Origin of the sequence: Oribacterium sp. oral taxon 078 str. F0262 (genome assembly GCF_000160135.1) — a bacterium.
Classification (GTDB): domain Bacteria; phylum Bacillota; class Clostridia; order Lachnospirales; family Lachnospiraceae; genus Oribacterium.
This window is the reverse complement of record NZ_GG729933.1, coordinates 468,758-482,066: the sequence shown is the minus strand read 5'-3', so window position 1 is coordinate 482,066 and position 13,309 is coordinate 468,758. Positions and strand designations below refer to the sequence as shown.

The following is a 13,309-nucleotide window of genomic DNA, read 5'->3' as shown; positions in this document are numbered from 1 at the left end:
CGATTACACCTCTTTTCCGTTTTCCATCAGAACGTCAATTATCATTTTTTCGATAATGTGGCGCTGTGAAATTAAGAGCGCTCTGATTCCCAATGTCTCACAGCCTAATATGAAAGTATTAATTAAATCATTGAGCAGACCCCAGGATTCTTTGGAAATTTTCGCATAGCCATGTTCCTCTAACATTTGCTCGAAGTTCCTGATACTGCTATCCTGTATCTCTTTATAAAGTTGCTGTAAAGTCTCATCCCCCTGCATTGATTGCAGGAACATAACATATATCGGAATGAATTCATTGTCGGAAAGCGCCTTATCAACAATCAGTTCGGCTAATACCTTTATCCCTAAAGGTTTAGGAATCTCGGATATTTTTTTCTTAATAATGTCTTCTCTGTATTTGCAGCCTCGTATCATCAGGTCGCAGAGGATTTCAGATGTACTTTTATAATGATGATACAATCCCCCCGCGGATAGTCCGGTAGCTTGCACTAAATCATGCATATTTGTGTTTTTGTATCCCTTGATCGCAAAGACTTCCATTGCAATATTCTGTATTTCTAATTTTCTTTCTCTTGGTGTCAGCCTTTCTCTATTCATTTCCCTCCTTTCACTACCGACACATATGTCGGTAGTGAAATATTAGCATAAGCTAACCCGACTTGTCAATATCTCGAATGAGCAAACTAAGCTATAATATTTTCAGGTGCGAATTCCGTCTTACCGTTCCTGCAGCTGACAGCAGTCGGTCAGCTGGGTCAGCTTCTTTTAATAGTTTTGCGAAAGAGGATGAAACGGAGTAAATCCCATTGTCGAAAATCAGCGCCTTGGACTTCCCGAAGCCATGGGCGAAGTATTTCCTGACGCTGGGAATCAGCGTTGTACCGATTATTTTTATCGAAGCATTTTCTCAGTCGTTCCGAAATCCAAAGGAAAACTTGCGGCAAAGATGTTGGAAGCAATTCACGTGCAGGAAAGTAAAAAGGCGGCACGGGAAAAAGCAATAAAAAGGTCCCGTAATTTCCCATCAGGGAAATTCGGGACGTACCTGGCGAGGCGAAGCTATCAGTCTTCGCTTTCCGTTTACTTTTTAGCCTGTGGGAAATACAGTCCTTCCGGGAAGGGCTGAAGGCGGAAATGCTGGTTCGAATCCGAACCAGCGATAAAAGACAGGAGCTTCTAATCCTTGGAACCGCACAGCCAAAAGATCAAGAATACGCCTGCGATACACAGCAGAAATATTATTACGGGAAGAATTTTCAAAAAGTACAACCCTAACAGCACGACAACTGCTGCACTGGCAATGAGCCTTGCTAGTGTGCTTCTTTTCATCCTTATTGCCACCTAATATTTCTAACCGCCGGAAAAAAGATACTCATTCCAGGTGCCAATGTTCCAATCCCTGCTGCCACATAGTTATAATCAAAGGCAATTCCGCCAGGATAAAGAGTCCCAACGACACCTAATGTGGACAGAATCTTTGAAACTACAGGCTCCGGGATCCAGATTCCTCCTATGACAAGAGAGAAATTTTATTTTGTAAATTCAAGACAATTAGCACCCATCAGGTTCTATTCATTGACTTTTTGCACCTTTTATCCTATATTATAGAAAAATGCAAAGGAGGCATGATTATGGCGCAAGCAACCTTCAGCGTCCGCATGGACGAAACATTAAAAAAACAATTTGATGGCTTATGTCAGGACTTTGGCATGAATGCCAGCACAGCAATTAATGTATTCGCCAGAGCTGTTGTCAGACAGCGCAGAATACCTTTTGAAATATCATCTCCTGAAACTGATATCACCAGAGAAGGCGCAATGCAAGCATTCAATACCCTGCGGGCACAGGCTAAAGAAAACGGCGTTTCTGATATGAGTCTTGATGATATCAACAAGGAAATTGATCGTGCGCGTGCCGAGGTATAAGGGATGATCTGCTGCGCAGTCATTGATACAAATGTACTCGTTTCTGCATTGCTCTCAAGCAAGGATAATACAGCCACCGTTCAGCTTGTACGTAAAGTAATCGGCGGTGAAATTATTCCTGTTTACAGCAATGTAATCACAAAAGAATACAGGGAAGTCCTATCCCGTAAGAAATTTGGATTCTCTGGAAACACAATCGAATACTTACTCTCCGCCGTAGAGAAATACGGTATATTGGTCGACCCATCACCATCAGGTATCATACTGCCGGATATGAAAGATCTGCCTTTTTACGAAGTAGTACTCGAAAAGCGTGAAGATAACACATATCTCGTCACAGGCAATATTAAGCATTTCCCGAGGGAACCATTTGTTGTAACACCTCGTGAACTGCTTGATATCCTAAACGAAAATAACTAAAAAGATGTCCGCACTCCCCTATCAAAATACATGCCTTATTTCACTGTTATTTTTCCAGTAATTTATACACTTTAATTTTTCTTCCAGGGTTAATTCCTTAAACAGTCCGTGTTTTTCCATCACAATTTCTGTTGTATATCCAAGCAATTTCTCTTGGGACTTCAAAATATCTTTACCCTTTTCAGTATTCTTTTTTGTTCCAATTCCCATACATAACATAAGTCCACAACAAAAACTAGCCCATACAAATCCCTCGTCAGCAAGTTCTTCAAATATCAAAAATGCTTTTTGAGGATTCAAAAGCAATATATCTCTTCCATTAAGATAGCTAAAAGCCTCTTCATATCTTTTCCTAACAATATCATTTCGCTCATTCGTATATTCTTTCATTACAAGCCCTTCACAGGCTGTGTTATCAGGAGAGCATCCTTTCTTTGATAAAGGCCTTGCCCATCCATTCTCATTCGTACGGTCAAATTGCATCATAGTCATTCATCCCCTTATCAACAAGTTTCTTCAGATCGTTCGGCGCATACAAAAGCCATTTTCGGTGAAACACAAAATCATCCTGCTTATCGAACAGATAGGTTTTGCTGGCAGACGAGTGTTCCATGCATTCTGAGAAAAACATCTCCGATAAAGACAATACATCCTTGTATGTCTCAAGGATATACCCGACTTTCTAATAAAGCTGCCCCCGTCCATATGTCCCCAATGCTTCGAGCAGCTTTGCTTCATCAAGGGAAGGTATAAGCGCAATGCATCGCAGCAATTCCTCTAAACCGCCAATTCTTGTAAAGTCCGCTATGCTGTCTCTATTACTGTTCTTTCAAGTGATGTAACACGCACTCCGTTATTCATCTCCATGATACTATTATTCTGATACTATTATTCCCACGCCACAATACAGGCTGGTAGTTCGGGCCATCGTAATCGAATGACCGCACTTCCTTCTCTGTAGAAAAATATACATCATAGAACGCCTGATTGGCATATCCATAAAACTCAAATGCACTGTAATGCGACACGAAGGAATCTTCAGTTATATGCGAAGCGACCTGAAAACGGTTCGGGATCGACCGCTCCGTTTCCATACTGATGACAACATAAAGATCGCGCCGTACCCGTTCGATATAAGTTTTTTAATAAGCCTTTATATGCCATATAGCTGCGCTCTCCGAACCGGTAAGCTTTACCATGTCACTATGCGAAAAACAGCGAAGGGCAGCTAATTCCTAATATAGATCCATCGCAAAACCTCCTTTCGTTTTTATATTATCGCAAAGCAAAAGGAATTACAACATTTTCGAGCAAATAAAGAAACGGAAGCAGCACCTAAGCAGGAACAAATATATCGCGATCTCGGCGTGGAGCCGCTGCTGGCAGCACAGGAGATGAAGCAACTCTCAATCCACATAGTTATGTATTGTGGGAATCCAGGCTCCATGTCTCTCATCAACGATTCTTCCGCTTCTTAAACCATCGAGAAGATACTTGGAAAGGCTTCAGCCTCCTTTCGCTGTGGGGAGCTCAGACAGATAATATCTTGATAATTCGTTTAATCTCTTTGAAATATTCTCCCGCAAGGCTTCCGGCTTCACCGACAGAACCGAAAGAGAAAAGTGAATAAAATAGTCCGCGATGAATTTTTCCTCTCCGCGATTATAAAAGCCGCGAATGAAATATTGATTTTCCTCTGTGCAAAGCCGCATGGATGGATAGTGCTCTTTATAAAACAGATCAAGCCCTTTTTCCGATATACGTACTTCAAACTCGACAGCATCTTTTCCCTTGTACAATTCATCCGCTGGCTTCTGAAATTCTGATAATTTCTTTCCCCTGAACTGTATGGAAGGCCCGACAGCTTGTATTTTATCACAGCGAAACACTTGAATTTTCTGTGTTTCAAAGTTATATGCCGTTCCATACCATTGCCCATAAGCGGAGGAAATATCAAAGAATTGAACACTATATTTTTTCAAAGCCTGCTTCCCATATTCGATCCGGCAAGGACGTTCTTCAATGACATATTGCAGAATTTCTTTGAGATAGCGGCTTTCGTTTGAATGATAAACCGCGCCTAAGCGAAAAACCTGCTCCATTCTTTGCAAGGCCGTTATCTGTGTTTGAGATAGGCAGCTTTCAAATTTTGATTTCAGTCTTTCCAGGCTCAAATGGAAAGGGGTCGACTGGTATGCCTTTAATGTCAGCATGGAAAAATAGAGCGAATACACTTCGTCAACGGTAAAAATAATAGGGGAAAGCAAGCGATTCGGAAGTATTTTATACGCACCGTTTCTTCCCGCCTGCGAATAGATTGGCATACCGATCTGCTCCAAAGATCGTATATCGCGAATTGCCGAACTTCTGGAAACGCCATACCGTTCCATAATGTCTTTCAAATGGAATGTATTTTTTCCACTGAGGTAGAGCAGCAGATCATTCAAGCGTTCTGACTTTCTCACAAAATCGCCTCCTTGCATAAAAGGTATCACAAATTGACACCTTTATCCATTATAATGCAGATAATTCAAAAAAGGAAAGGAGATCCGTATATGAAAACAAAGGCGGAGTTTTTAAGGATTATGGCGGTACAAGCAGAGATGGCATTGGCCACTTCTGTTGACAATGTCCCAAACGTGAGAATTGTCAATTTCTATTTCTCCCCGGACAGCAATATCCTCTATTTCGCAACTTACAAGGGGAATGACAAGGTGAAAGAGATCGCCGCGAACGAGAGAATCGCGTTTTCCACGATCCCGCATGGCGGGAATGAACACGTTAAAGCAAAGGGCATTGCGGCGAAAAGCAGGAGGACGATTTTCGACCTTGCGGAAAAATTCGTCGAAAAGATCCCGGACTATCAAAACACGATAGATGCCGCGGGAAAATCTCTTGTTCTCTATGAAATCAAATTTGACACAGCCGTTGTCACACTGGATTTAGAGCATATCAGAACAATAAAGCTGTGAGGAAAAGCAATTGGGGGCTGCCGCATCTTCTACCGCGGCGGCCAGCACACCGATCTCCAAACGAATGACCTGCAAGGTAGCAGGATTAGTGAACAGGTGCGGATAGGCAAAGATAACGGTCTGTTTGTCCTTTTCGTCTATGTAGATATTTGCTTCACAGCCAAGCTCCTGAGAAAGTTCTGCCTGAATGGTGGGGCAAAACTGCTCTGCAAGAAAAACTTCTGCCCGCACATTGGCGTCTTTGTTGAACGCATCCTGCTTTGTGTTGGAACGCTTTTCCCATGGCTCATCCTTACCGTATCCCAACACCCGCCAATCCAAAATCAGGTCAATATCTTCGGAAAAACGGCTGATCAAGTTGAATGCCTTGGAAATGCTGGTGCCGCCTTTGAAGGTAATAGCGTCTTTCCAGGGGCAGCGTTGGAACAGATAATCCAGCGTAAAGCATACCCAAAAATCTTTTTCTACGATGGCATCATTCAAGCCCATCTTATCTGCTGTATTTCGGAAGAGTTCGCGCCGGTCACTTTCCGGCAATCGTGCCACATTTCTCATTGTGGGTCACCTCCACACATCTTCCGTATCGTATCGTAAACCCAATTCGTAGATTCCGTCGCCTCTTTCAGACAGGCTCGCTTTTCGTCATCGGACAACTTTTCAGAAAGCGTCTGTATGATCTCCGGCGTCACATTGGTCCTTCCCAAAGTTTTCAGCGCTTGGATCACCAAACTCGTCATGTAAGACAGACCGGTGATTTCCTTGTTGGTCCTATGCTTAAATTCCAACTTTGTGAAGCTCCACTCATAGATCTTATACGGGCCGTCGCTGATATAGAACCAGACCGCCGTTACCTGTGTGGAGAGCCCCAAAAGGTTCAGGGCCGTATTCCCACACGGAACGATGGTCCAATGGTAGCTTCGCGCCAATGCTTTTGCGACTGCGTCCGGGTCAGCCGCTACGTATTCATCGAGCAACTCGCTGTACTTCGGTTTTTCATAGACTCCTTTTAGTATCCTGCGAAGCATACCAGCCTGTGTTAATCTGTTCAGCGTTCGTCTGACCGTTTCCTGGTCAGCAATATCCGCAAAATCGGAGTTCACAAAAATTGTGCCATCGACTGCATTTCCAATTCTATTTTGTATCTGTTCTGAGAATCCGTTTGCCACTATGCTCGCCTCCTTTTGTCCCGAATATTATATATTATTCGGGACACTTTTCAATAGGGTTTACAATCCTTACTTGTAGTATTTCCTGGAAGCAGAGTTTTAATCAAATTCTCAAAACTGAGACCGCATCAAAGGGTGAGTCCACATCAAAGGCAGCATATTATTTGCCCCAAATATTGCATATTATTCGGGACATTTTACGCGCTCGACAAGCAGATCCAGTCATTCATCAGGCACGCACTGGGTTTGCAATCACTGGGGATCAGGCGATACGGGTATTCTCCATGGACTGTGCGTTTGTCCTAAACCTCCATACCGTAAGCCCTGTAGAAGCGATACTCGATATTGGAGAGGATACAGCGAAGGGTTTGCAGCGCTTCTCGCTGGGCGGTGATGATCAGATCCCGGTCAATTTGGCACAGAAAAAAGTTTACGACAAAGAGTTTAAAGTCCAGGCCGTAAAGCTCGGTCGGGTGATCGGCTTCAGCAAAGCGCCAAGGAGCTCGGAATCAACGTGGATTCGCTCTGCAGAGAACGCACATAAGGCATTCCCCGGTATCGAAAAAGCAATCCTTCACAGTGAACGCGAAAGCCAATACACCAGTGCAGTCTGCCGTGCCGCACTTGCCCGCTGCGGCATCGTACAGAGTTTCAGCCTTGCGATATTTTCTTCCTTTGTTCCCGTCCCGATCGACTTATGTCTGCTGAAGCATCTTACTGCGGCGAGTCCCTTCTGAATGCTCTCCAGATAGCCGTTCGGCATTTCATTGTACAAGCTCTTCATAGTATTTTTTATCCTCGTCCTTAAAAACGTGGATGACATACTTCGCACCCATCTGCGGCAGTTCTTTTATTGCAAAAGCGGGCTGTCGTCATCCGTTTTGTCCTGCGCCCGATCTTCCATCAATCGGCGGAGCCGACTTCCCTTTTGATATCCGAAGCGACATCGGCGATCGTGATATGACGCAGTTCATCTTCCATCGCATCCTGTACCCGCCGCAGCTTTTCGTCCATAGCCGGATGAATGTTCCTGCCAACGGGACACTTGATATTCGGATTCTCATGGAAGTGGGCTTCCGGCTCCTCAGCGCAGCTCCCTCATCCTTCCCAGCCGTCGGTTCAGTGTGCTCCGGGATATGGCGAGCGCCCTGCATATTTCCTTTTGTGTCTTCCCGATATTGAGCATTTCCCGGATTCGGTTCTGCTCATACTCTTTCAGGGAAATTTCCCCGCTTTTCTTCTCCTCCCGCAGCCCTCCCTCCGTCACCGCCCTCTCAATCTGCAGATTTAACTCGTTCACCCCCATCCTCATATATTCCATCTGTACCGGCTCGAAATAGTTCTCTCCCCTCTGCTCTATCTTATAGAGCTTCTGATAATACTCTGTCATGCTGCGGGTATATCTTTTAAAAAGCTCAGAATCGGAATGCAGTGTTTTCCCCGGTGAAATCCGGTTCTTCTGCATCATCTCATAGAGCTCCCGCTCAAAGCGCCCGTCCTCAAGATACTCGCCAAGGTCCCGCTCGGTACACAGTATGATTCTCAGGCTCCCTGCCGCGTCCTTCTGCTTTTGGAGAGAAGCTATGTATCTCGCCAGTTTTTTCTGATAATACAGCTGCATCCTCTCCGGGTGATGGATCACCAGTGTCCCATCCTCCATATTTTTCAAGAGTCCATTCTCCCCGAAGAGATACTCCGAAAGATAGTCCCGGTAAAGGCTGGAGCTGTGCATGATGAAAAAATCCTTCAGCTTCTGCGCGGATTCATTGTGCATCGCCTTCGCGAGCATCTCATTGATTTCATTGTCGTCCGTATTGATATATAAAAGCCTTTCCTCGCTCCTCGCAAAGCGTGCGGCCTCCTCCAGGAGCTCCGCTGTGCAGATCTCCTCCAGGAAGTCAAAGGTCACACAGCTTCCGTTTGCAAAGTCAAACTGTGCGGATTCCGACTGAATTTCACCGTATCTCCGAAAGGAGAATAGAACCGTCGTCATTCCCAGCTCATCATGAATCGGTTCCACATTGATGATTCCGTAAAACTGATTGCGCTCTGCCGCCGCCTTGAGCATTTCCGGCTTCAGCTCTCGTTTTTGAAAGATCCTCCTTATGTAATCATAGGGAAAAAGCTCCTGTATATGAGAGCCCAGCAGCTCCTCCGTGACAAAGAACAGCCTCTTGAAGGCTTCATTGACGAAGAGAATCGTCCCGAAGCAATCGGTATAGACATTGGCGATCGGGTTGGCATCCAGTATGCCCCTGAGCTCCGCATTTTTCTCTTCCATGATTTTCGATCTTTGACTGCTGTGTATCTTGGAGGCGATCAGCTCCGCCATACTGTGCATGAATGTCACGGTGGAATCCCGCTTCCTAAAGAGCTCCCTCCCCTTGTCCTTGGGCAGAATCAGGGCGATGACGCCGATCGTGCGGATCCGGTCCCGGATCGGCACGCCGATGAACGCCTCCATCTTGCATTTTGCGTACTCCGCGCAGAGACGGCAGCTCTTCTTCTCCCTTTTATGCTCTACCAGAAGGTCCTTTCCATTGTACAGCACCTCCCCGATCAGGGAGCCGACCTTGATGTCCTGATAGAGCGAGAAGTACTGAAAGGCGCTCCCGATAATTCTCATACTCTTGTCCGTAATGATGACATCGGTGGAAACCACGTCTGAGATTGCCCTCGCAAAATCATCGAATTCCGTCCTGAGCTCTCCTGCATATCCCATCCTACCCTCCCGCCGCGATAACGCAAACAGCCTGCCGCTCCGGCAGGCTCCGTAGAGCGCCGGGGCGGCAAGCCTTCCCAAAAGGCCGCTCTTCCAAGCGGCCCGGTCCTTCACACTTATGATTTATGATATTCCGACACCAGTCTTCGGATCAGCTCCAGCCTCTCCGCTGTCACCTCGGACGAAATCGTGCAGTCGGCGCCGATCGCCACTCCTTTCGTTCCCGCCTCATCCAAGATGCGCCGGATCTCCACGCGAAGCTCCTCCTCACTTCCCGTATACAGTATGCTTCCCTCCGCGTTGTCGAAGCCTCCCAGCACCGGCTTCTCATTCAGGAGCTTCTTTCCCTCCGCGAGTCCGATTCCCTCGGAATACACCGCCCAATTATATGCTTTTACCGGGTAATCCTTGTACCAGCTCAGATGATTCGTATACTTTCCATAACCGCAGATATGCAGGATCGTCCTGTCCGAAAAGCGGTTGATATACTGAAGCACATCCAGATCCAGGGGCTCCACCAGCTTCCGATGCCCCTCGTGTGTCATCAGCTTATCTTGCACGCACTGCACACTGTAATAAATTCCATCGACGGAGGTCTCCTCAAAAAGGCGCTTCACAAGGCATTTCGTGTCCGAAGCGATGCATTTTGCGGCCTTCACCATCGTTTCCGGGCTCTCGTGGAAGAGCCGGACAAACTTCCGGAAATCCTCATCGTATTCCTCAAAGCGGAGGCGGATATACTGAAGCGGTGAAAAAATGTTGTAGTATTTATAGACATCGTTTCCGCAGTAATCGCAGATTTCCTTTACATATTCCACCTGCTTCGTGATCCAAGGATGCTCCGCCCCCACCGGGCCAAGCTCAGCGAGATCCTCTGTAGTGCGGATCGTTTTACGGCAGACGGAGGGATGCCCGAAGAAGCCGTCCGACATGATCTTAAGGAGATCCGGCTTTACCTCATCCGCGAATTTCTTCTGCTCTCTCAGCACAGTCCGGTATATCTCCTCGTCCGCGCCGCTGTAATGATCGTGAAACGAAACGAAATGATGCCAAAAGGCGACCGGGACTCTGCTCTCCTCCTCATTATTCAAAAATGCGTCAATTACCTTTCTGCGATCATCCGTCATATTCTCTTCTCCTCATTGGTTCTGTTCTCCTCATTGGTTCTGTTCTCCTCATTGATTCTGTTCCCCTCTTTGATTCCGTTCTCCCTTTTGCTTCTCTTCTCCTTCTTTGATTCTGTGGCCCCTTTTCCGATTCGATTCTCCTTTTCCTGGAGCTGCCTCGCGATCCAGTGAATTCTCCCGTCCTTAATCTCATTCGGGATGGAACAGTCCGCCCCCATGATATAGCCTCTGTGCCCGTTCTCGCGGATCAGCCGATTCACAAAGGCACAGATCTCTTCCCGGCTTCCCGAATCGATCAGCGTCTCGGGATTATTGTCAAAGCCCCCCAAGACACATTTCCCCGGGAACAGCTTCCGCCCCTCCTCGATGGAAATTCCTTCGGTAAAGGTCGCCCAGTTATATGCCTTCGCCTCATAGTCCTGATAAAAGCAAAGCTGATTCGTATGATGCGAATAGCCGCAGATATGGAGAATGTTGTAGTCGCTGAATTGATTCGCAGACTCCAGGACCTCTATCTCCGTCGGACGGACGATGCGCTCATACATCTCCCTCGTATAGCGCTTACTCTGTATATTCTGTACGCAGTAGTATATCCCGTCCAGTCCGGTCTCCGTGAGGAGCCGGGAGACAAGAAGCTTGATATCCTTCTGAATCTCCATCCCCGCCGCATGCAGCTCCTCCGGGAAGCTCTCCGCGAGAGCTGCGAAACGCTCATAGTCCTTATCGTAAAAATCCAGGCGGATGCGGATGACCTGAAGCGGCGCGAAGATATTATAAAAGGTCATCACCTTATCCCCGAAGAGCTCCTGCAGGCGCTTCACATACTTTATTTGCTCCGTGATCCAGGGATGATCCGGCCCGATGCTTCTGATCCTGAGGAGATCCTCACCCGTCCTTAGAGCATTGTCCATGACCGGGGGATAGCCCATGAAGCCCTCGCTCATAAACTTCATCATGTCCGGCTCAACTTCCTCAAAATATCTCTTATGTCCTTCTATGATCCTCTCTATGATCGCCGGATCCTCCAGCCCGCGGAATTGATCCTTCCCCAGTACGAAGTGATGCCAGAATCCCATGGGCACCCGATAAGTCTCCTTATTGTCCATGGCATCCCTAAGAAGTTTCCTCTTGTCCTCCCTCTCTCCCACAGCTTTTCTCCCATCCTGCTGGCCGCAAAGCTCCTATTTCTCTCTCGATTTCTCCGCGGCAAAATCCATTAAAGTCACAAGCTGATAGGACATCGTCACTGCCCCCGGGTCCAGATGTCCAAGCCCTCTGTCCGCCTGATAGCTCGCTCTCCCCCTGACTGCCTCCATCTTTTTCGTATTTTCGGCGCCCTCCTCCGCTGCCTTCTTCACCTTCTCACAGAGGAGCTCCGCATCTTCCTGCCGATCCAGGCATTCCTTATATTTCTTTACCGCCGGGGCCAGGCTGTCGATCATCGTTTTATCTCCCTCCTTCGCCTGCCCCCGCGAAATAATCGCATCCCGCATCGAAAGCAGAACCTCATACAGCGTCTCCTCCCCGATCTTCTCCTTTCCCTCCAGTGTCTTGGACGCCGCGATATAAGCACTCCCATAGAGTATCCCGGAGGAGCCTCCGATCACCGACATCATAATCCGCCCGATCTCCCGGAACTGCTCTGAAAGCTCCATCTCCTCCAGCCTCTCTGCCTGCTGCACCAGACTCTCAAAGCCCATGTTGAGGTTCGTCCAATGATCCCCGTCCCCGGTCGCGCTGTCAAGCTCTGTGATATAGTCTCCCCTGGAATGGATCAGCTCATACGCTCTTTTGATATATTCCACGTAATCCCGGGACCTAAGTGAAAAGTCCATAGCTTCCTCCTCCTTAAATCTTCCATGCCGGCGTATCACACGGCGCGTCCAAAAGAGCCTTCAGCTCTTCATCCAGCTTCATCAGCGTAATCGATGCGCCCGTCATATCGATGGATGTGCAGTAATTCCCGACGAGAGTGCGGTATGCCTTTATCTCTCTCTCCTTTAAAAGCTTCTGTACTTCCATATTTAAGATATAGAGCTCCATCAGCGGAGTGCCGCCCAGTCCGTTAATGAGGACCGCCGCCTCCGCGCCGGAGTAGTCGTAGTCCGCCATGATTTTATCCAGCAAAATCTCTGCGATCTCCTTCGCCGTCTTGATCTTGCTGCTCTCTACTCCCTGCTCACCGTGGATTCCCATCCCGATCTCGATCTCGTCCTCCGCAATCTGAAAGCCCGGCTTTCCGACCGCCGGAAGAATACAGGGTGTCATGGCGACGCCCATGGTTCTGATGTTCCGAACCGCCTTCTCTGCCGAAGCCCTGACCTCCTCAAGGCTTGCTCCCTGCTCTGCCCTGGCCCCTGCGATTTTATGCACAAAGACGGTTCCCGCGATCCCCCTCCTTCCGGTTCCCTCCTCCCGGTCCGGAACCGCTGCGTCATCCTTCACGATGACCTGACTCGTCTCGATCCCATCCAGCTTTGCGAGATCCGCGGCCATCCCGAAGTTCATGATATCGCCGGAATAGTTCTTGATCACCATCAGCACACCCTTCCCGCAGGATACCTCTCTCAGGGCAGTGCCGATCCGATCCGGGCTCGGGGAGGAAAACACATTTCCCGAGACCGCCGCATCCAGCATTCCCTTTCCCACATAGCCCGCGTGCAGCGGCTCATGCCCCGCGCCTCCTCCGGATATGAGCGCCACCTTATCGATCTTTTTCTCCTTTCGGCAGATCACCTCCAGCTTCGGTATATAGCTCAGGGCATCCGGATATGCCATCTGAAGCCCCATCAGCGCATCCCCTACCACCTCTGTCGGCTTGTTCATGATCTTCTTCATAAACGATCCTTTCTCTGTTTTATTCCCTATTCCCTATTCTCTTCTATAAATTCCCCGTCTGTCATCTCGTGAGCTTGGAAAGTGCCGATTCTCTCAACGCCAACAGCTCTGTTTCATCCTTTTCCATATGACACTTCAT

The 13,309-nt window shown here is 47.7% G+C and carries 16 protein-coding genes; 5 read left to right on the top strand and 11 right to left on the bottom strand.

Annotated features, from left to right (window positions below):
- Positions 1-3: 3 nt before the first annotated feature.
- Positions 4-597 carry a TetR/AcrR family transcriptional regulator gene (locus GCWU000341_RS02210; protein WP_009214075.1) on the bottom strand — a complete coding sequence of 198 codons (594 nt, stop codon included), beginning with the start codon at positions 595-597 and terminating at the stop codon, positions 4-6.
- A gap of 208 nt (positions 598-805) precedes the next feature.
- Between GCWU000341_RS02210 and GCWU000341_RS14430 the strand changes: the two genes are divergently transcribed.
- The 3 genes from GCWU000341_RS14430 to GCWU000341_RS02200 all read left to right on the top strand — a co-directional run bounded on the left by GCWU000341_RS14430 (position 806) and on the right by GCWU000341_RS02200 (position 2,345).
- Positions 806-1,126 carry a transposase gene (locus tag GCWU000341_RS14430; protein WP_442852098.1) on the top strand — a complete coding sequence of 107 codons (321 nt, stop codon included), beginning with the start codon at positions 806-808 and terminating at the stop codon, positions 1,124-1,126.
- Between the two features lie 505 nt (positions 1,127-1,631).
- The gene (locus GCWU000341_RS02205) at positions 1,632-1,925 is read left to right on the top strand and encodes a type II toxin-antitoxin system RelB/DinJ family antitoxin (RefSeq protein WP_040652923.1); all 294 of its coding nucleotides are present in this window, start codon (positions 1,632-1,634) and stop codon (positions 1,923-1,925) included.
- A 3-nt stretch (positions 1,926-1,928) separates the two neighbouring features.
- On the top strand, positions 1,929-2,345 hold the full coding sequence (locus tag GCWU000341_RS02200; RefSeq protein WP_009214070.1) for a putative toxin-antitoxin system toxin component, PIN family: 417 nt from the start codon (positions 1,929-1,931) through the stop codon (positions 2,343-2,345).
- A gap of 21 nt (positions 2,346-2,366) precedes the next feature.
- Here the strand turns inward: GCWU000341_RS02200 and GCWU000341_RS02195 are convergent, their stop codons facing one another.
- The gene (locus GCWU000341_RS02195; protein ID WP_040652922.1) at positions 2,367-2,831 is read right to left on the bottom strand and encodes a hypothetical protein; all 465 of its coding nucleotides are present in this window, start codon (positions 2,829-2,831) and stop codon (positions 2,367-2,369) included.
- 1,019 nt (positions 2,832-3,850) lie between these two features.
- Positions 3,851-4,810, bottom strand: a complete 960-nt coding sequence (locus GCWU000341_RS02185) for a helix-turn-helix transcriptional regulator (protein WP_040652919.1) — start codon at positions 4,808-4,810, stop codon at positions 3,851-3,853.
- Between the two features lie 90 nt (positions 4,811-4,900).
- Between GCWU000341_RS02185 and GCWU000341_RS02180 the strand changes: the two genes are divergently transcribed.
- On the top strand, positions 4,901-5,317 hold the full coding sequence (locus GCWU000341_RS02180; protein WP_040652918.1) for a pyridoxamine 5'-phosphate oxidase family protein: 417 nt from the start codon (positions 4,901-4,903) through the stop codon (positions 5,315-5,317).
- Here the strand turns inward: GCWU000341_RS02180 and GCWU000341_RS02175 are convergent.
- Positions 5,288-5,872 (bottom strand): nucleotidyl transferase AbiEii/AbiGii toxin family protein, encoded by a 585-nt coding sequence (locus GCWU000341_RS02175; protein ID WP_009214063.1) that lies wholly within the window; start codon positions 5,870-5,872, stop codon positions 5,288-5,290. The two genes, GCWU000341_RS02180 and GCWU000341_RS02175, sit on opposite strands and share 30 nt — an antisense overlap.
- Entirely contained in the window at positions 5,869-6,483 is a 615-nt protein-coding gene (locus GCWU000341_RS02170) for a DUF6088 family protein (RefSeq protein WP_009214062.1), read from the bottom strand. Before GCWU000341_RS02170 ends, GCWU000341_RS02175 begins: the two co-directional genes overlap by 4 nt.
- Before the next feature lie 284 nt (positions 6,484-6,767).
- On the opposite strand from GCWU000341_RS02170, the gene GCWU000341_RS13705 reads away from it, so the two are divergent.
- Positions 6,768-7,220 (top strand): hypothetical protein, encoded by a 453-nt coding sequence (locus GCWU000341_RS13705; protein WP_009214061.1) that lies wholly within the window; start codon positions 6,768-6,770, stop codon positions 7,218-7,220.
- Between the two features lie 166 nt (positions 7,221-7,386).
- Here GCWU000341_RS13705 and GCWU000341_RS13870 read toward each other — a convergent pair whose 3' ends face one another.
- From GCWU000341_RS13870 to dhaK, 6 genes are all read right to left on the bottom strand, one after another.
- Complete coding sequence (locus GCWU000341_RS13870; protein WP_242651612.1) at positions 7,387-7,533, bottom strand: hypothetical protein; 147 nt, start codon at positions 7,531-7,533, stop codon at positions 7,387-7,389.
- Positions 7,534-7,567: 34 nt separating this feature from the next.
- Complete coding sequence (locus GCWU000341_RS02155) at positions 7,568-9,205, bottom strand: sigma 54-interacting transcriptional regulator (RefSeq protein ID WP_040652916.1); 1,638 nt, start codon at positions 9,203-9,205, stop codon at positions 7,568-7,570.
- Positions 9,206-9,321: 116 nt separating this feature from the next.
- Complete coding sequence (locus GCWU000341_RS02150; RefSeq protein WP_009214059.1) at positions 9,322-10,332, bottom strand: uroporphyrinogen decarboxylase family protein; 1,011 nt, start codon at positions 10,330-10,332, stop codon at positions 9,322-9,324.
- Entirely contained in the window at positions 10,329-11,480 is a 1,152-nt protein-coding gene (locus GCWU000341_RS02145) for a uroporphyrinogen decarboxylase family protein (RefSeq protein WP_009214058.1), read from the bottom strand. Before GCWU000341_RS02145 ends, GCWU000341_RS02150 begins: the two co-directional genes overlap by 4 nt.
- A 33-nt stretch (positions 11,481-11,513) precedes the next feature.
- Complete coding sequence (gene dhaL / locus GCWU000341_RS02140) at positions 11,514-12,167, bottom strand: dihydroxyacetone kinase subunit DhaL (RefSeq protein WP_009214057.1); 654 nt, start codon at positions 12,165-12,167, stop codon at positions 11,514-11,516.
- A gap of 13 nt (positions 12,168-12,180) precedes the next feature.
- The gene (dhaK, locus tag GCWU000341_RS02135) at positions 12,181-13,170 is read right to left on the bottom strand and encodes a dihydroxyacetone kinase subunit DhaK (RefSeq protein ID WP_009214056.1); all 990 of its coding nucleotides are present in this window, start codon (positions 13,168-13,170) and stop codon (positions 12,181-12,183) included.
- Positions 13,171-13,309 lie beyond the last annotated feature (139 nt).

Bases quoted from the DNA above. Each gene is read 5' to 3' on its own strand.
- GCWU000341_RS02155 (WP_040652916.1), bottom strand. From the start codon at position 9,205: ATGGGATATGCAGGAGAGCTCAGGACGGAATTCGATGATTTTGCGAGG.
- dhaK (WP_009214056.1), bottom strand. From the start codon at position 13,170: ATGAAGAAGATCATGAACAAGCCGACAGAGGTGGTAGGGGATGCGCTG.
- GCWU000341_RS02150 (WP_009214059.1), bottom strand. From the start codon at position 10,332: ATGACGGATGATCGCAGAAAGGTAATTGACGCATTTTTGAATAATGAG.
- GCWU000341_RS02210 (WP_009214075.1), bottom strand. From the start codon at position 597: ATGAATAGAGAAAGGCTGACACCAAGAGAAAGAAAATTAGAAATACAG.
- GCWU000341_RS13705 (WP_009214061.1), top strand. From the start codon at position 6,768: ATGGACTGTGCGTTTGTCCTAAACCTCCATACCGTAAGCCCTGTAGAA.
- GCWU000341_RS02200 (WP_009214070.1), top strand. From the start codon at position 1,929: ATGATCTGCTGCGCAGTCATTGATACAAATGTACTCGTTTCTGCATTG.
- GCWU000341_RS02180 (WP_040652918.1), top strand. From the start codon at position 4,901: ATGAAAACAAAGGCGGAGTTTTTAAGGATTATGGCGGTACAAGCAGAG.
- GCWU000341_RS02205 (WP_040652923.1), top strand. From the start codon at position 1,632: ATGGCGCAAGCAACCTTCAGCGTCCGCATGGACGAAACATTAAAAAAA.
- GCWU000341_RS02175 (WP_009214063.1), bottom strand. From the start codon at position 5,872: ATGAGAAATGTGGCACGATTGCCGGAAAGTGACCGGCGCGAACTCTTC.
- dhaL (WP_009214057.1), bottom strand. From the start codon at position 12,167: ATGGACTTTTCACTTAGGTCCCGGGATTACGTGGAATATATCAAAAGA.
- GCWU000341_RS02195 (WP_040652922.1), bottom strand. From the start codon at position 2,831: ATGATGCAATTTGACCGTACGAATGAGAATGGATGGGCAAGGCCTTTA.